The sequence below is a fragment of the Methyloceanibacter sp. genome, assembly GCF_035650995.1.
GTDB lineage: Bacteria > Pseudomonadota > Alphaproteobacteria > Rhizobiales > Methyloligellaceae > Methyloceanibacter.
This window is the reverse complement of the sequence record NZ_DASRGO010000135.1, coordinates 22343-39537: the sequence shown is the minus strand read 5'-3', so window position 1 is coordinate 39537 and position 17195 is coordinate 22343. Positions and strand designations below refer to the sequence as shown.

Below are 17195 nucleotides of genomic sequence, written 5' to 3'. Positions count from 1 at the left end.
ACGGTGATCTCGAAGAGATCGGCGTCGGGGTCGCGCGTAGCGAGCGGACGGGACGCTATTATGCTGTGCAGGACTTTGGCCGGCCCAAGTCGAAGGCCATCCTCTTCCGCATCACCAACGAGACGGACGCACCCATTCGTTACATTGTGGACGGCCAATCGTTCAATCTTGGTCCGCATTATACGGCCACACACACGCGCTGCCGCACACCAGAACTTGATTTCCCCAATGCACGCGGCAAAAGCGAAGCGGGCAAGGAAGGGGAGGAAACCTTTTATCCAAGGAGGGACGCCCATTACGTCATTCGTGGCAGCGAATCGAGTGGGTACACCGTAGATTCTCAATAGACGCATGAGTTGCCGGATGGCCCGCTATAGCGCTTTCTTCCGCAGCCGCAGCGAGTTGCCGATCACCGATACCGATGACAAGCTCATGGCCGCTCCCGCAAGGATGGGAGGGAAAAAACCAACCGCGGCGAGTGGAATGCTCACCGTGTTGTAAACGAACGCCAGAAACAGATTTTGCCGAATGGCCGACAGTGTGAAACGGCTGAGGCGGCGCGCTCGAGCGATGGCCCGCAGATCGCCGCGCACTAGCGTGACGCCGGCGCTCTCCATCGCTACGTCGGTGCCGGTGCCCATTGCAATGCCGATGTCGGAGCGAGCCAGGGCCGGAGCGTCGTTGATGCCGTCGCCGGCCATGGCGACGACCGCGCCTTTCTTCTGAAGGCTGTCGATCAAGGCGAGCTTGTCCTCGGGCCGTAGTCCGGCGCGGACCTCGTCGATGCCGAGATCGGCGGCGACCGCTTTCGCCGTGGTCTCGTTGTCGCCGGTCGCCATTACGACCTTGAGGCCGAGCGCGTGCAGCTTGGCGATCGCCTCGGCGGCCGCAGACTTGATGGGATCGGCCACGGCGATCAGGCCCGCGAGCTTGCCGTTTGCGGCCAGGAACATCACGGTCTCGCCGCGCTTGCGCCTAGCCTCGGCGGCTTTGGCGAGAGAGGCGGTCGCGATGCCCAGGGTCTCCATCAGCCGGGCATTGCCGAGCGCAACCTCGGTCTCGCCGAGGCGCGCCTTCACGCCCTGACCGGTTACGGCCGCGAAGCCGGCGACCTTTTCCGGCTTCACGCCGCGGGCTTCCGCGCCACGCAAAATCGCAGCGGCAAGGGGATGCTCGCTGCCTGCTTCGAGCGAGGCGGCGAGCTTGAGCACTTCATCCTCGGTGAAGCCGCTGGCCGCCTCGACGGCGGTCAGCGCGGGCTTTCCCTCGGTCAGCGTGCCGGTCTTATCGGCAATGACGGTGTCGACCTTGGCAAGCCGCTCGAGCGCGGCAGCATTGCGGATCAAGACGCCGGCCTGCGCGCCGCGTCCGGTCGCCACCATGATCGAAATCGGCGTGGCAAGGCCGAGCGCGCAGGGGCAGGCGATGATGAGCACGGTGACAGCGGCCACGAGCGCGTAAGCGAGCTGGGGCGCGGGGCCGAGAACATACCAGGCGATGAAGGCGAGGATTGCGACGAGCACCACCGCCGGCACGAAATAGCCGGACACCGTATCGGCAAGGGCCTGGATCGGGGCGCGCGAGCGCTGGGCAGCCGCCACCATCTCGATCACCTGGGCGAGGGTGGTCGCAGCACCGGTGCGATCGACGCGCATGTCGAAGCTGCCATTGCCGTTAAGCGTGCCGCCGGTGACGCGGTCGCCGGCCGATTTCTCCACCGGGATCGGCTCGCCGGTCAGCATCGATTCGTCGACCGCGCTCCTGCCGTCGATCACTTTGCCGTCGATCGGAACCTTGTCGCCCGGCCGCACGCGCAGGATGTCGCCGACCTGAATCGAGGCGAGGGGGACGGTCTCGGTCTTGCCATCCTTGAGCACGCGGAGCGCGGTCTTGGGCGCGAGGTCGAGCAGGGCGCGGATCGCGCCGCCGGTCCGCTCGCGGGCACGGAGTTCGAGCACCTGACCCAACAGGATGAGCGCGACGATGACCGCAGCGACCTCGTAATAGACGGGGACCACGCCGTCCATCGCCATGGCGGCCGGGAACAGACCCGGCGCGACCGTGGCCACCACGCTGTAAAGGAACGCCGCGCCGGTGCCGAGGGCGATGAGGGTGAACATGTTGAGCCGCATCGAGCGAAGCGATGCGAAGCCGCGCACGAAGAATGGCCAGCCGCACCACAGCACGGCAGGCGTCGCGAGGACCAATTGAAGCCATTGCTTGCCGCTCGCGGAGAGGATGGGCAGCACGTCGAGCCCGAACAGGTGTTTGCTCTCGTCGAGAATGACGAGCGCAAGCGAAAGCGGCACGGCAACCCATAGGCGTCGCGTGAAATCGATCAGCTCGGGATTGACCTCGTCCTCGCCCGGCACGCCCATCGGCTCGAGCGCCATGCCGCAGATGGGGCAATGGCCGGGACCTTCCTGCACGATCTCGGGATGCATGGGGCAGGTGTATAGCGTTCCCTTGGGCAGAGGCTCAGGCTCGCCCTTCTTGTCGAGAAATCGCTCCGGCTCCTTGGCGAATTTCAAGCGGCAGCCGTCCGAGCAGAAATAATAGGTGTGGCCGCCATGGACATAGGTCGGCTTGCCGGCGTGCATGTCGACCGTCATTCCGCAGACGGGATCGATGGCGCGCTTCCCCGCCGGAGCCGCGGTCTCTCCGTGCCCGTGTGGGTCGGCGTGGTGGTTGTGGCAGCACTCGGCGCTCATGGTTTCGGTCCCGCTTGAAACAGATACCCCCTAGGGGTATATAGCGCGTATGAGAGAAGATGCCAAGGAGGCCGCGCTGAAGCGGCTCAAAAGAGTCGAAGGCCAGGTGCGCGGCCTGATCCGCATGGTCGAGGACGACCGCTACTGCATCGACATCGTGACGCAGATCTCGGCCGCGCGCGCGGCCTTGCGCAAAGTCGAGGAAGAAGTGCTTCACGACCATGTCGCGCATTGCGTCGAGCATGCCATTGCGAGCGGCAACAAGTCCGAGCAGCGCCGCAAGGTCGCCGAGCTCATGGAGGTCCTCGGCCGCACGGAGCGTTGACCCCGCCATCAGCAGTGCTGAACTCGGGCCGAACACCGGATATGATGTCGCCGGGGGAACGCCGGTCTTTGGGGGAAAAAATGATTCGCGCAGCGCTCACTGCCGTCGCGCTTGCCGTGGCCGCCGTGGCAGGCCTCGGCGCAGGCTATGTCCTGTGGAACAAGAAAGAGGTCAATTGGTACGCGGCCGACGTCAACAAGCTCGGCCCGGGTCCTGAGAATGACCTTATTCGCTACGGCAAGGATTTGATCGTCAACACCGCACGCTATATCGGCAAGAACGCGTCCAATCCGGCGATGCGCTATGCCGGCAACGATCTTTCCTGCCAGAACTGCCACCTGAACGCGGGGCTCCAGCCCTTCGCGGCTCCGTTCATCTCGACCTTCGGGACCTTTCCCATGATGGTCGACGACCAGGTGCTCACGCTCACCGGCCGGCTCAACGGCTGCATGCGGCGGAGCCTGAACGGCAAGAACTTGCCCGAGGACAGCCGCGAGATGCAGGCTCTGGTCGCCTATCTCAAATTCCTCGGAGAGGGAACGCCCGAAGGCGTGCGGCTCCCCGGCATGGGGCTCAAGCCGCTCGAAAATCCTGCCTCGCCGCCCGACGCGCGGCGCGGGCAAGAGGTTTACGCGCAACAATGCGCCAAGTGTCACAAGGAGGATGGCCAGGGGGAGCTCAAGCCAAGCCCCGGTATCGGCTATTCCATTCCGCCGCTCTGGGGAGAGGCGAGTTTCAACGCAGGCGCAGGCATGGCCAAGACCGCCTACGCCGCCGCTTATATCCACGCCAACATGCCTTTCGGCGTCAGCTATCTCGATCCGGTGTTGACCGTGCAGCAGGCCTGGGACGTGGCGGCGTTCATGATCTCGAAGCCGCATCCGCCCGCGACGCCCGAGACCGGCTCGGACTTGCAGTAGAGCCGGCAAAATTGGCGATCGACTGAACGAGCTCCCGCGGCCGGTCGAGCGGCAGGAAGTGGCCGCCGTGCTCGAGAGTCGTTACTTCCAAGCCCGGAATTGAGTCGCGATCATGATCGCGCTCGGGCAGCCTCGCCCAATCCTGGTCGCCCCAGATAAGGAGCACTGGGATGCTGATGCGGCGGTAGTCTTTGGTCGCGGCCTCCCAGCTTTCAGCGTTGCGCAGCAGACTGAGGAAGGCGCGATAGTGTCCCGGGCGGTTGCCGACGAGATACATTTCTTTCAGGAGCGCAGGCGGGATGCTGCCCGGGCCGGCGACGCCGCCATTCAGCACCGCTTTCATGATGATAAAATTTCTGAGCCGCATGACCGTCTCGCCGATCACAGGCACGAGTGCCGTATAGGTCACGATCCAGCCGAACAGACCGGCCCGCGACATGCCGCGGCCCTTGGCATAGTCGTAAGGATTGATGGCGATGACCCTGGCAAGGCGGGGGTTTTGCCGCGACGCGAGAATGAGCGCGATCGAACCTCCAATCGAGACGCCCGCCAGAGTCACGTCGCGAAGGTCAAGCTTGTCGAGAAAGCCTTCAACTGCGGCGGTAAAGAAGTGCGCATCGTATCGCGCCTGGGGGATGTCCGAGTGGCCGTGGCCCGGATAGTCGAGCGCATAGACGGTGAAATGCTTGGCAAGCTCTGGCACGACCTTCTCGAACAGGTCGAGTTGGGTCCTCAGCGTGTGAAGCAGCACGAGGACTGGCCCGTTGCCAGTCTTGATATAGCGAAGCTTATTGCCGTCGATTTCAATCGCTTGAATCGGAATGTTGGGGGCCCATCTGAGCTTCTCCGGGGCCGCAGGCCTTGGCCGCAGCGCCTCGACGACGAAGGAGACGAGCCACACGCCGATGCCGACGGCGACGAACAGCAAGACCCACAATGTCCAATTCATGATTCGCTCCTCAAGCATCCACGACGACGTCGGCACTGATCTCGGCCTGGCAGGCCAGGATGTACCCGTCGCTCTTGTCTTCGGCAGTGAGCGCGTCCTGAACGGCCATGCGTGTTGAGCCCTTGATCAGCTTGACGCGGCACGAGCCGCAGGTTCCCGACCGGCAGGCATTATCGATGAAGACGCCGGCCTCCTCGGCAGCATTGAGGATCGTCCCTCCGGCAAAGACCGGCGCCGCAATATTCGACGCCTGGAAGAACACCTTGCCGGCAACCGTCGTCGAAGCGCCGCTCTTGGCCGTGGGATCGCGCTTGACGGTGCCGAAGGCCTCCGTGCGGATTTGCCTTTCGGGCACGCCCAGTCCGACCAGCGCCGACTTGACGGCGTCCATCATGGCGGGAGGCCCGCAAACATGCGCCGGGTGCGAAACGATATCGGGAACGGCTTGGGCGAGGAGCGCCGCATCGATCTGCCCCTTCCGGCCGTTCCATGTCTTTCCATCGGGCCGGCTCATCGTCACGGTGACGTGAAGATTGGGATTTTGCGCTTTGAGCTTTGCGAGCTCATCGCGAAAGATGAAATCGGCCGGCGTCCTGAATCCGAGGATCAAGTGCACGGTCCCGGACCAGCCGATCTCGGTGAGGTAACGCGTCGTGCTCATCATCGGGGTGACGCCGACGCCGCCGCCGATAAGGAGCACGCTCTTGGCATCCTTCCCGGTGAAATAGAATGTCCCGTTAGGGGCTTCGATCTCAACCTCAGCGCCCGGCTCAAGCTCATCGTGGAGGAAGCGTGAGACGAGGCCATGCTCTTCGCGCTTAACTGTAATCTCGATGCGGTCGCGCCAAGTGGGTGTCGAAGCGATAGTGTAGGAGCGCTTGGTGGCGACGCCGCCAGGCGCAACATGCAGAGTAAGGAACTGTCCTGGCTTGTAGTCGAACGGGATAGGGGCGCCGTCCGGCGATTTGAAGCGGAAGGTCGCGACGTTATGCGTTACGTCTTCCTTCTCGGCGAGCACGAGCTTACCGAGCCATCTAATTTTTCCCGTCGCTTGGTCGTTGCGCCGATAACGCGGCGGCTCGCGCTTCAGAAGCGAGGGTTGGGGGAGGATCTCGACCGGCTTGCGGCGCACGGGCGCCGAGGGAAAGCACTTGCCGAAGGCGAGCAGGAGCCGAAGGTTTCCTTTAAATCGAACCTTGCCGCGGAGGACGGCGAGCGACAGGCTCTTTTCACCGGCGAGGAAGCCAAGCCACGTCTTGGCGTCGGCGGTGACACGAAGGTTGGCTCTGCCGTGAAGTCCATCCTTGATGTCGAGCGTGCGATTTCTGATGGTGATGGTAGCCTTTCGCTCCTCGGCGCCGGTGAAGATGAAATGGAAGGTGGCATCGAGCCCGCGCGATTGATTGGGCTGGAACACGAAGGGCATGAAGGTGAGCAATCCGTCGATGGTCCGCGGCCTGAGACCTCCGGAAACGGGTTTGACCGTCTTGTTCTTGAACTTACGGCGGGCAATGGCCGCGGCGTCCGAGCCCTCGATCACATAGACAGGCTCGGCGCGTTCTTGGAGCGGACGCACGACCTCTCGCAGATGCCGCTGCTTGTCCGCAAGATAGGGGCCAATCACGTCTTCGCCCGCCGGGCAGACGGCCATGCAATAGGCCGACTTGTAGTTGGCGCTGTAGCTCAGGCTCTGCCACATCGACGACGTTTCGGACTCATTGATGCGCTTGCGGTAGTCGAGGGCATCGCGCGAATCGGCGATCTGCTCGACGAAATCGGTGAAGCCGCCCAGAAACTCGCGATAATTGTGGGTAAGACAGGCCGAGAAATTGAATAAGCCGTCGGGACCGATGGCGCCGACGGGGCAGGCCGCCACGCAAAGCTTGCATTCGAGGCAGGGATTGTAATCGACGGGACGGTCTTCGCTCGAGACCTCGAGTTCGACGAGCACGGTCCCGAGAAGGACGAAATTGCCGAACTTGGGATGGATCAGGTTGCGGTGGATGCCCATATGGCCCAGCCCGGCTTCCACCGCGACCGGCTTGTGCGAGATGATCCAAGGGGCATAGGACGGGGTTCTATTCATCTCCATGGGAAAGCCCATGGAGGGATTGACGGCGCGGATGCCGCGCGCTTCGAGCCGCGCGACGATGGCGGCACCGATCGCATCGACCTCGTGGCCGGCCCGATGGAATTCCAAATTCGCGACGGAACGCGGCGCGCCACGGACCGGCTCCCGCGCCATGCGAACGACGAAACTGAGCAGCGTCTTGGTCCAGGGGTAGTTGCGCAGGATCTCATCGCGCTGGGGATCGAGGCCTGGCCGGCTGATCTCGACCACGCCGGCATCGGCGGCGCCGCAGTCGAGCGCCATCTGACGGAGGGCCGCAGCGTCGATAGGGCTCTCCAAAGGCGTCGCTGCCGCGGTCTTGGCCTTTGCGAGGCGCCTGACCGTCGGGTGATCTTCGAGATTCATGGGCCGGCTTCGGCTGATGACCCTTTCAAGGGCCCCGAGCGTGCCCAGAACCTAAAGATGTTCAAGATCATCTTTTGGTCTATGTATAAGGCCGTCCCTTGAGGAGGACTATGCCATGCCCTATTCGCGCGAGCATAAGGCACAGACGCGGCAAAGGATCATCGCGAGCGCCGCACGGCTGTTCAACCGGAGAGGCTTCTCCGAAGTCACAGTCGGCGAGATCATGACGGCCGCCGGGCTAACTCATGGCGGCTTCTATCGGCACTTCAAGAGTAAGGACGAACTCTATTCAGAGGTTATCGCCCAGTACTTGTGTCGGCCGCCGCAGCCTTGGCAGCAGACCCCGGCGGGACGATGTGCGCCTGGCCTGCCGTTCGCCCGTTATGTGGTCGATGCTTATCTCTCGCGCGAACATCTGGAAGATGTCGATGGGTCGTGCCCGCTGATAGGGCTGCCGTCAGACGCCGCGCGGGGGAGCCCGGCAGTCAAGACCGCCTATCGGCAGGTTGCCGAGCATATGGTCCGCTTGTTCGAGGCGAATCTCTCGGGACCCGAGTCGCGCAATCAGGCCCTCGTAGTCGTCGCGCTCTGCGTCGGCGGCATGGTGCTGGCACGGGCGATCGACGACGAGGCCCTGGCGACCGAGCTCCGCGAGTCGGTTCAGAGGCATATTCTCGCCAGTACGGGCTGGGAGGATGCCCGTCGCGGTTAGCCTCGGCAACGGAGATGGCTTGCTTTAATTGCACGTCCGCGCCATGTGATGCTCATGGCCAAGGATAAGACCGCAACACATCGCTTCGCCGTCGCGCCGATGATGGAGTGGACCGATCGCCACTGCCGCTATTTCCTGCGCCTCATCTCCAAGCGGACCTTTCTTTATACCGAGATGGTGACGGCCGAGGCCGTGCTCTATGGCGACCGCGAGCGCGTGCTCGGCTTCGATCCGGCCGAGCATCCGCTCGCGCTGCAGCTCGGCGGCAGCGATGCGGACAAGCTCGCGCAAGCCGCGAGGATCGGCGCGGAGTTCGGTTACGACGAGATCAACCTCAACGTGGGCTGCCCGTCGGACCGGGTGCAGTCGGGCCGCTTCGGCGCTTGCCTCATGGCCGAGCCCGCGCTTGTGGGCGCGTGCGTCGCCGAGATGGTGGCAAGCTCCGGCCTTCCCGTCACCGTCAAATGCCGCATCGGCATCGACGATCAGGATGCCGAGGAGAGCCTCGATCGCTTCATCGACGAGGTCGCCCGCGCGGGCTGCGCGAGCTTCATCGTGCATGCACGCAAGGCATGGCTCAAGGGCTTGAGCCCGAAGGAGAACCGCGACGTACCGCCGCTCGACTATGGACGCGTCCATCGTTTGAAGAAGCGCCGGCACGATCTCGAGATCATCCTCAACGGAGGAATCGAGTCGTTCGCTGCGGCGAAGGCAGAGCTTGCGCATGTGGACGGCGTGATGCTCGGGCGCGCCGCCTATGCCGATCCGTATCTCCTCGCCGAGGTCGATGGCGAAATATTCGGCGAGGAGGGGCCGGTTCCTTCGCGATTGGATGTGCTCGATGCGTTCAGGCCGTATGTCGAGGATCAGCTTCGGCGTGGCGTGCGCCTCAACGCCATGATGCGGCATATCCTCGGGCTGTTTCATGGTCAGCCGCGCGCCCGCGCCTTTCGCCGCCATCTCGCCGAGCACGCACATCTCGACGGCGCCGGCATCGAGGTGCTCGACGGCGCGCGCCGCATCGTTGCGGGCGAAAGCCGTATGTCTATTGCGGCCGAATAAGCGCGAGTCGCGCGCTTCGCGCGTCCCATCTCGTCATGCCGGGCACTCGGATCGCGAACCTTGCGACCCGGCCAGTGCCCGGCCATGACGAATCTCAACGCATCGCTGTCAGCTCGTTTGGCGCGAGGGCTTCTTCCGCTCGATGAGGGCAGCGAGCGCTTGGGCGAGCTCTTGCGTGTCGAGAAAGCGCGCCGTCTCAAGGCAATAGTCGCGATACGGCGCCCCGTACCGCTCCTTCAACCATTCCTCTTCGACCAGGGCCATCAGCACGTAAGCCCCGATGATTGCGAGCGAAAGCACGATGGTGAAGATCGAGTTCGCGCCGATGGACAGGCCGATGAGGCCGATGATCGAGGCGGTGTATTGCGGGTTGCGGCTGAAGCGGTAAAGGCCGCCGGTCACGAGGCCGTCCGCGCCGCAATAGGTGTTGCCGAGCCCGAGATTGAAATAACCGCATACGGTAACGAAAAGCCCGGCGAGACCGAGCGGCAGGGCGAGGACGAAACGGGTCCAGTCGAGGAGCGGCGTCGAATCCCAATCGAGCGCCGCGGTGAGGAAGGTGAGCACCCAGGCGCCGCGAAACAGGCCCCAGAAGGTCAGGCTCTGCCAGCTGCCGGGTTCCGGTGTCGGCCAGATGCGGAACGGGGGAAAGAGAAAGGTGCGCAGAAGCAGGAGATCGAGCGTGACGCCGGCGATCAACCCTGCGGCGAAGACGATATGTGTGAAATCGAAGTCAAGCATGGTACGCGGCGAAAAAAACAGATTCGTTTTGCAAATTTGCGACGGTACGCTGAAGGTTCTGTGGCGCTCCTTTCAGAGTGTGGTTGGGGCGTTGCTCGGCGGGAACGGCGCCGTCAGATCTTCTGGTTATAGGCGCCGATCTCCGGCTGCTTGGCGAGTTCGGCGTCGATCGCGGCGAAGATCGCGCGCATGTTCGCTTCCGATGTGGGGCTTTCCACCACGACCACCAGCTCGGGCTTGTTCGACGAAGCGCGCACCAGGCCCCAGGTGCCGTCGTCGAGCACGACGCGGATGCCGTTGACGGTGATCAGCTCGCGGATCTTCTGGCCGGCGAGCATGCCGCCATTGGCGGCGACTTTCGTGAAATGATCGACGATGCGGTCGACGACGGCGTATTTCACCTCGTCGGCGCAATGCGGCGACATGGTCGGCGACTGCCAGGTGCGCGGCAGCTCGCGCTCGAGATCGGCCAGCGTCTTGCCGGGACTGCGCTCGAGCATGTCGAGCACGGCGAGCGCCGCGACGAGCCCGTCGTCATAGCCGCGGCCGAGCGGGGGGTTGAAGAAGAAGTGCCCCGACTTTTCGAAGCCGACGAGCGCGCCGGTCTCGTGGCTGTAGCGCTTGATGTAGGAGTGGCCGGTTTTCCAGAAGGCCGTCTTGGCGCCGTGCTCCTTGAGCACCGGGTCGGTGAGGAAGAGGCCGGTCGATTTCACGTCGGCGACGAACAGAGCGCCTTTGTTGCGGGCGGCGATGTCGCGGGCGAGCATCACGCCCACCTTGTCGGCGAAGATCGCGTTGCCCTCGTTATCGATCACGCCGCAGCGATCGCCGTCGCCGTCGAAGGCGAGCCCGAGATCAGCGCCGTGGGCGCGCACGGCGTCGCGCGTCGCATCGAGCATAGCGAGGTCTTCGGGGTTCGGGTTGTGGGCGGGAAAGGAATGATCGAGATTGCAATTGAGCGGAACCACGTCGATGCCGAGCTCCGAAAGGACGCGCGGCGCGAAGGCGCCGGCCGTGCCGTTGCCGCAGGAGACGACGGCCTTCATCGGGCGCAAGAATTTCGGCCGCTTCAGGAGGTCCGCCAGGTAACGCTCCGGCAGATCGGGCACGAAGATGTAGCGGCCGCCTTGGTTGTGGGAAGCGAAGCGCGCCCCGAGCACGATCTCCTTAAGCGCCGTCATCTCCTCGGGCGAGAAGGTGAGCGGGCGTTCGATCCCCATCTTGATGCCGGTCCAGCCGTTGTCGTTGTGGCTCGCCGTCACCATGGCCACGCCTTCCACGCCGAGCTCGAACTGAGCGAAATAGGCCATGGGCGAAAGCGCTAGCCCGATATCGTGGACCTCCGCGCCGCCGGCCATCAGCCCGGTCACAAGCGCCGCTTTGACCGCGGCGGAATAGGAGCGGTAATCGTGCCCGACCACGACGCGGATCGGCACGCCGCGCTCGCGCATCAGCGTGGCAAGCCCAAGCCCAACCGCCTCGAGCCCGAGCAGGTTGATCTCCTCAGGGTACCGCCAGCGAGCGTCGTACTCGCGGAAGCCTGTGGCCTTGACGAGGGGAAGGCGCTCGAATTCGAGGGTATTGGGAACGAGGTCTTGGCGGGGTTTGGGGAACATACTTTCGCTCTTGGTGATTTTGCGTGTGATAAGCGATTTTCCTCCGCCGACCAACAGGCTTGGATGCGCCTTTGTTCCGCCTCTGTGGCGCATAGTGGTAACACCGAAGCCCCGCTCCTAATGCAAGCGAATTGCAATCAAAAAGAAGACGCTTGCGCCGGCGCGCGCGGCGCTCTAGGCGCAAGGCGCATCAGGCGCGGTACTCTCGCCGCGCCCACGGCCACGCGGATGATCTCGCCCTCATGAAGTTCGTTGTCAGGCTCGCCCTCGGCGGCATCGCGGTCGGCCTTGCTGTGCTCGGCCTCAAATATGCGGCCTACGTGCTCACCGGCAGCGTCGCGCTCTATTCGGATGCGCTCGAGAGCATCGTCAACGTGGCCACGGCGGTGACCACCTTTCTCGCCGTGCGCCTCAGCGCCATGCCGCCCGACGCCAATCACCCTTATGGCCATCACAAGGTCGAATATCTCTCGGCGGTGGTCGAGGGCGTTCTCATCGGCATCGCCGCGCTCGCCATCCTGCGCAAGGCCTATCTCGGCTATCTCGAGCCGAGACCGCTCGACGCCCCGATGTTGGGCCTTGCCCTGAATGGGCTTGCGAGCGCCGTCAACGCCCTTTGGTGTTTTACCCTGTTCCGCTACGGCAAGCGGGCGCGCTCGCCGGCGCTCGTGGCCGACGCCAAGCACTTGCTGACCGACGTCATCACCTCCGCAGGCGTGCTCGCGGGTGTGGCCCTCGTGGCGATGACCGGAGTGCTCGTGCTCGACGCCCTCATCGCCGCATTGGTCGCGCTGCATATTCTGTGGTGGGGCTGGCAGTTGATGCGCCAGTCGATCGGCGGTCTGATGGACGAAGCGGTCTCGAAGGAGATGCTGGAAAAGATCCGCAAGGCGATCTCGACCGAGGCGCAAGGCGCGATCGAAGCGCACGATCTCCGCACCAGGCACGCCGGGCGCACGACCTTCATCGAGTTCCACCTCGTGGTGCCGGGCACCATGACGGTCGCCGAGTCGCATGCGATCTGCGACCGGGTCGAGGCGGCGCTCAAGGAGGACCTGCCGCACGCGGTCATCACCATTCACGTCGAGCCCGAAGAGAAGGCGAAGCTCGAAGGCGTGCCGGTGGTTTGAACAAAGGAGCGGCTACGGCTCGAGCACCAGTTCGCTGCCTCTCATCTGGAAACTGCTCAACCGCCGCAGGAAGCTCATGCCGAGCAGGTTGCCGGTGAGAGCGCCGCGCTGCGCTACGATCGCCTTGACGTCGCGTACGGTGATGCCATGCACGCGCACGCGGTCGAGCATGACCGGGGCGACGGCGGCAACGCCGTTTGCCGTGTCCACGCGGCCCCAGAAGTCGAGATTGCGAGGAGACAGGCCGAGACGCTCGGCGTCCTCGTAGCTCAACACCACGAGGGTTGCCCCGGTGTCCACCATGAACGTGGCCTTGCGATTGTTGACATAGGCCTGGACGATGAAATGCCCGCGCGAGTCGGCCTTGAGCCGCACCTCGCTCGGGAAGGCCGATTGCAGTTCGGCCGGTTCGTCCGCCGTCGGTTTCGGTAAGGTGGAGGTATCGCTCGAGAGCCGGAGCGTGCTCGTGATGTCGTCGAAGAAAACGATCGCGGCGATGCCGGCGAACAGCACGGCACCCCACAGAAGCGCCTCATGCAGCGCATGTCTTGCGCCCGGACTCAAAGCCTTACCCGCTCGCGAGATCGCACGCGGCTCAGCCGCGCAACGTCAGGAAATCTCCGGAAAACTCATAAGAGCGGAGGCGGCTTAAGAAACTCATACCGAGCAGGCTCTGGGTCATCGCCCCGCGTTTTGCCACGAGCGCATCGACATCGGCGCGGTCGAGCGGGCCGATGGCGACCTTCTTGAGGCGGACGCGGGCGGCGTAGGTGCGGCCGTTGGCGGTGAGGACGGGAATGTTGTAGGCAAGGTTGCGGATATCGATGCCCGCCTTGGCGGCGTCCTCGGGCGTCAGCACGATGGACGAGGCGCCGGTATCGACGATCATGGCGACGTTCCTGCCGTTCACCGCGACATTGGCGTTGAAGTGGCCGTCGAGCCGCTTGCGGATGCGGATCTCGGTGAGACCGCCGGCGCCCTGCTCAACGGTCATGGCGCTGCCGGGCAGAAACTCGCCGACCATGCGCGCGGCGAACGGGACGATCTCCTCCTTGTAGGCATAAAGCGTGACCAGGGCGAGCCCAAGCGCGAGCCAGGTCACGCCGTCGCGCACCATCGCGCTCGCGCGACCGCCGTAGCGCGACATCATCCCGCCGGCGAGATAGACGAGGAGAGCCGAGAACACCGCCACGTAACCGAAGGTCGCGGCATCGACGCCGGCGATCATGCCCGACTCGTTACTCACGAGCAGCATGGCGCCGAAGGCTAGGATGAACAGGGCAAGCCAGGTCGTCACGTGGGTCTGCTCTCGGCAGTCTTGAGATCAGCGAGTCGTGCCGGCAGCACGGCCATCACGGCGCGCCGCTCGGCGTCACTCATCGCGCTCCAGTTGGCGATTTCCTCGAGCGTGCGGCCGCAGCCGGCGCACAGCCCCGACTCGGAGTCGAGCAGGCAGACATTGACGCAAGGCGTTTCCAAGGCAGTTTACCGGTTCCAGGCCCCCGAACATTTAAGCATGGAGCGGGTATAACGCCAGAAGCCCCGGGTCGTGCCAAATTCTCCTCGATTTTGCCACGAACGTTCGCCCAGACAGGGGGCATGCGCCGCGCGAAATCGCGGAAACGAGGCGAAACGGCTTGCTCTTACGTTTTGTACTCGCGGGCCGCTATTGCGGCCATGACGTTCGGGAGCGGGGTCAAGATGTCAAAGCCTCATGTCTATGCATTGATGGCCACCTTCGTCGCCGGCTGCGCCACGGCAAACTCCGATGCCGGGCAGATCAAAGAGATCGATCCAGGTACCTATAAGATCGGCGTTGGCAGTATCGGCAACTCCGTCCTCGTTGGCGGAAACGACGCCATGAAGGATGCGGTAGAACAAGCCGGCCAGTTTTGCCGCGCCAAAGGCCAGAAGCTCGTCATCGTGCCGTCCGGGGGCAAAGACGTGACGTTCCGCTGCGGAGACGCCGTGAAACCGGACGGGTGAGGCCTCTGCCGGCCTTTCGCAACGCGCTGCGTGCTTGTCGGGTTGCGCCGACCCTTTACCCTCCCAGCTTCGCTTTATGCGACGCGGTTGGGATAGAGCTTTTTCAATTCGCGGTAGAAGATCCCGGCAAATTTCTCGAAGCCCGCCTTCGATGGATGGAGCTCGTTATGCCAAGCATTCGCCGGCAGTGTGCCTTGGCCGTTGATAAACGTCACCTTGGCTACGGTGGCCAGCGACGTCAGCAAGGCCGCGAATTGCCGCAACATTGCATTGACCACCTCCTGACGCGGCGTACCAGGCGGAAAGCGGCGCAGGTCGAAGGTGGGCTTTAGCCACGGGCCGTAACCGCAGACCCCGCGGCCGCTCGGAATCGCGAAGTCGTATCCGTGAAAGACCAGGTGCGTGCCGGGACTGAGCGTGTCACGGAGCGCAATCAAATCTTCGTATGCGGCCCGTACCAGCGCTTTGGCGGTGTCGAAACGCGGTTGGTGGATGTGATCCGCCGGTGGCAAAGCCGGATTCCAGTCCCTCACCCACAACGCCATCGGGTTGTCGACGATATCGTTGCCGCCGCCGGAGAAAAGGAGGACGTCCCACGGGCCGCCTGCCGGGCAGCCTTGGCTCAGGTGTTGCGCGAGAAGCGTGCGCTCCTCGACACCAAGCATATAGCGGGCCTCGTCGCCCGCTTTTGCCAGATTCAAGATCGGTACACCGAGCAGCCTCTCGAGACGCGGGACGATGCCGCCGCCAAAGAAAGGAATTGGATAGTCGAACCAAGAATCTCCTTCGGCAAAGATCTGGAGCGGCACGAACGACGCCGGTTCTTCCAGCGCCTCGGTTGCGCGCTTCGGCCGAGGGCGCCGAGCGCCGCGCTTTTTCATTATCTCCATCGTGGCGGTGTATTCGCGAATGCGGCGCGCGTACTCCTCACGCCGCTCCTTTTCGAGGTTTTCGCGTTCGGCCCCCACATTGGCCGGCGAGGCCGGCGGCACGGCGCCTTTGCTCATGGCTTGCGCTGCCAACTTCGGCCGCTTTGCTAGTGCCAGGGTCTTGGCTTCGGCGAGCGTGACCGGTCCCGTATCCACGGCGGTCATCGTCGTCCGCGTTCTGGCTCGTGTTTTGGTCCGTGTCTTCGTGGTCCGTCGACGCTTCGCTGGAGCCATCGTTCCCCTCCCTCGACCTCCTGAAGCGGCTCGGCCGATTCACGTGATGTCGCCCAATACTATCAGAAGGCGAGAAAGATAACGTTCTACCACTATAAAGGGCAATCTAAGATTGTTCTTCAGCGCCAGGCCACGGTCTGGCACCGCTGTCGTCGACTCTGCTTCCGGATTCGATGGGCTTAAGGAGCGGCGGGCAGCACCGACTTCAGCAGCTCGCTTCCGCCCGACCACAGGATTTGAACGCCGAGGCAGAAGAGAATGAAAGCGGACAGCCGTACGGCAATGTCGGTGCCGCCGGGACCGAGCAGCCTCTGCACCCGGTCAGCATAGGCGAAGCACAGGTAAACCGTGGCGGAGATCACGATCACCGCCGCGAGGCTCGCCAGCACGAATACAATTTCGTCGGTCGAATTGGTGTAGGACGCTCGCGACAGTCCGAGGCTGATGACGACCGCGATCGTGCCGGGGCCGGTGGTCAGCGGCAAGGTCAGCGGGTAGAAGGCCTGATCGAGGAGATCGGTGCGCTTGTCGCTGTCGGCGGAGGCCTCGCGCTCCTTCTGACTGCCCTCGTTCAACAGCTTCCATCCGGCGACGGCCACGATGAGACCGCCGGCGACGCGCAGGACCGGAATCGAGATGCCGTAGAGCTTGAGAATAACCGCGCCCAAGAGGAGCGAGCAGACGAGCACGAAGAACGAATTCCGGGCGACACGCCCGGCAAGGATGCGGCGGGTCTCGGGCGTCGCGCCGCGCGTCAATGCAAGGAACACGAGCGCCGATCCGGGCGGATTGACGATCGGAAAAATCGCGGCGAGCACGAGCAGGAAGGTGTTGAATGCCTCGCTCATGGAGATTCGGTCTAGACCATCGGCGTGCGCGTCATTGGCCGGCAAGAACGAGCGTCCAATAGGGATGACCGCTCTTGGTCTTGGCCATCGCGACGCCGATCGCAGCGACGTTGGAGCGCAGCAGATTGGTCCTGTGGCCCGAGCTTTGCTCCCAGAACTGGAGCGCGTCGGCGAAGGATTTCTGTCCGGAGGCGACGTTTTCCGAAGCGATCTTGGCCGGGTAGCCGGCGCGCGCGGCGCGATCCTTGGCGGTCGAGCCGTCAGGCCCGTAGTGCCCAATCCAGCTCCGTTCGGCCTGAGCCTTCGATTGCATCGCTGCCGCCTGGCAAAGCCTCTCGTCGAGCACGAGGGGCTTCAGCCCGTTCGCGGTGCGGAAGGCGTTGACCGCCTCGAGCGCCTTCTCCTTGTCGAGCGGCTGCACGGGCCGCGCGGCGTATTCCGGCGATACGAATGAGAACGAGCAGCCGCTGAACGGCCTCCATAGGCAGGGCAGGGCGCTTGCCGGCGCTGCCGGCAGCATCAGGGCGATGATCACGATGCTTCGCCGCATCATTCC

General features: G+C 63.8%; 18 protein-coding genes. 7 read left to right on the top strand and 11 right to left on the bottom strand.

From position 1 onward, the window contains the following. Positions 1-347 (top strand): hypothetical protein (locus VFB18_RS10375; RefSeq protein ID WP_324974564.1); only part of this gene is annotated, 347 nt, incomplete at its 5' end. Between the two features lie 24 nt (positions 348-371). On the opposite strand, the gene VFB18_RS10370 is transcribed toward VFB18_RS10375, so the two are convergent. Beyond that, entirely contained in the window at positions 372-2711 is a 2340-nt protein-coding gene (locus VFB18_RS10370; RefSeq protein WP_324974562.1) for a heavy metal translocating P-type ATPase, read from the bottom strand. Positions 2712-2760: 49 nt separating this feature from the next. Here VFB18_RS10370 and VFB18_RS10365 point away from each other — a divergent pair, with 49 nt between their 5' ends. Together VFB18_RS10365 and VFB18_RS10360 are read left to right on the top strand one after the other, a co-directional pair. Beyond that, on the top strand, positions 2761-3036 hold the full coding sequence (locus tag VFB18_RS10365) for a metal-sensitive transcriptional regulator (RefSeq protein WP_324974560.1): 276 nt from the start codon (positions 2761-2763) through the stop codon (positions 3034-3036). Between the two features lie 80 nt (positions 3037-3116). Next, a complete protein-coding gene (locus VFB18_RS10360) occupies positions 3117-3956 on the top strand; it encodes a c-type cytochrome (RefSeq protein ID WP_324974557.1) in 840 nt (279 codons plus the stop codon). On the opposite strand, the gene VFB18_RS10355 is transcribed toward VFB18_RS10360, so the two are convergent. Continuing rightward, complete coding sequence (locus VFB18_RS10355; RefSeq protein ID WP_324974555.1) at positions 3898-4905, bottom strand: alpha/beta hydrolase; 1008 nt, start codon at positions 4903-4905, stop codon at positions 3898-3900. The genes VFB18_RS10360 and VFB18_RS10355 overlap by 59 nt on opposite strands. A 10-nt stretch (positions 4906-4915) precedes the next feature. Continuing rightward, positions 4916-7381, bottom strand: coding sequence for an FAD-binding oxidoreductase (locus VFB18_RS10350; protein ID WP_324974553.1), 2466 nt, complete (start codon positions 7379-7381; stop codon positions 4916-4918). Between the two features lie 115 nt (positions 7382-7496). Here VFB18_RS10350 and VFB18_RS10345 point away from each other — a divergent pair, with 115 nt between their 5' ends. Both VFB18_RS10345 and dusA read left to right on the top strand, forming a co-directional pair. Next, the gene (locus tag VFB18_RS10345; protein WP_324974550.1) at positions 7497-8093 is read left to right on the top strand and encodes a TetR/AcrR family transcriptional regulator; all 597 of its coding nucleotides are present in this window, start codon (positions 7497-7499) and stop codon (positions 8091-8093) included. Between the two features lie 54 nt (positions 8094-8147). Then, the gene (dusA, locus tag VFB18_RS10340) at positions 8148-9155 is read left to right on the top strand and encodes a tRNA dihydrouridine(20/20a) synthase DusA (RefSeq protein WP_324974547.1); all 1008 of its coding nucleotides are present in this window, start codon (positions 8148-8150) and stop codon (positions 9153-9155) included. 108 nt (positions 9156-9263) lie between these two features. Here the strand turns inward: dusA and VFB18_RS10335 are convergent, their stop codons facing one another. Beyond that, the gene (locus VFB18_RS10335; RefSeq protein ID WP_324974543.1) at positions 9264-9896 is read right to left on the bottom strand and encodes a PEMT/PEM2 methyltransferase family protein; all 633 of its coding nucleotides are present in this window, start codon (positions 9894-9896) and stop codon (positions 9264-9266) included. Between the two features lie 113 nt (positions 9897-10009). Next, positions 10010-11512, bottom strand: coding sequence for a phosphomannomutase/phosphoglucomutase (locus VFB18_RS10330; protein ID WP_324974540.1), 1503 nt, complete (start codon positions 11510-11512; stop codon positions 10010-10012). Positions 11513-11754: 242 nt separating this feature from the next. Between VFB18_RS10330 and VFB18_RS10325 the strand changes: the two genes are divergently transcribed. After that, positions 11755-12642: a cation diffusion facilitator family transporter gene (locus tag VFB18_RS10325; RefSeq protein WP_324974537.1), complete on the top strand. Its 888-nt coding sequence runs from the start codon at positions 11755-11757 to the stop codon at positions 12640-12642. 12 nt (positions 12643-12654) lie between these two features. Here the strand turns inward: VFB18_RS10325 and VFB18_RS10320 are convergent, their stop codons facing one another. From VFB18_RS10320 to VFB18_RS10310, 3 genes are read right to left on the bottom strand one after another with little or no spacing between them, the layout of a single operon-like run. Next, on the bottom strand, positions 12655-13206 hold the full coding sequence (locus VFB18_RS10320) for a retropepsin-like aspartic protease family protein (protein ID WP_324974534.1): 552 nt from the start codon (positions 13204-13206) through the stop codon (positions 12655-12657). 31 nt (positions 13207-13237) lie between these two features. After that, positions 13238-13939, bottom strand: coding sequence for a retropepsin-like aspartic protease family protein (locus VFB18_RS10315; protein ID WP_324974531.1), 702 nt, complete (start codon positions 13937-13939; stop codon positions 13238-13240). Next, positions 13936-14121 (bottom strand): DUF1289 domain-containing protein, encoded by a 186-nt coding sequence (locus tag VFB18_RS10310; RefSeq protein WP_324974528.1) that lies wholly within the window; start codon positions 14119-14121, stop codon positions 13936-13938. Before VFB18_RS10310 ends, VFB18_RS10315 begins: the two co-directional genes overlap by 4 nt. 222 nt (positions 14122-14343) lie before the next feature. On the opposite strand from VFB18_RS10310, the gene VFB18_RS10305 reads away from it, so the two are divergent. Continuing rightward, positions 14344-14628 carry a hypothetical protein gene (locus VFB18_RS10305; protein ID WP_324974524.1) on the top strand — a complete coding sequence of 95 codons (285 nt, stop codon included), beginning with the start codon at positions 14344-14346 and terminating at the stop codon, positions 14626-14628. Positions 14629-14702: 74 nt separating this feature from the next. On the opposite strand, the gene VFB18_RS10300 is transcribed toward VFB18_RS10305, so the two are convergent. From VFB18_RS10300 to VFB18_RS10290, 3 genes are all read right to left on the bottom strand, one after another. Continuing rightward, a complete protein-coding gene (locus VFB18_RS10300; RefSeq protein WP_324974521.1) occupies positions 14703-15722 on the bottom strand; it encodes an SGNH/GDSL hydrolase family protein in 1020 nt (339 codons plus the stop codon). A 248-nt stretch (positions 15723-15970) separates the two neighbouring features. Continuing rightward, on the bottom strand, positions 15971-16639 hold the full coding sequence (locus VFB18_RS10295) for a MarC family NAAT transporter (RefSeq protein WP_324974518.1): 669 nt from the start codon (positions 16637-16639) through the stop codon (positions 15971-15973). A gap of 31 nt (positions 16640-16670) precedes the next feature. After that, entirely contained in the window at positions 16671-17189 is a 519-nt protein-coding gene (locus tag VFB18_RS10290) for a CAP domain-containing protein (RefSeq protein WP_324974515.1), read from the bottom strand. Positions 17190-17195: the final 6 nt, after the last annotated feature.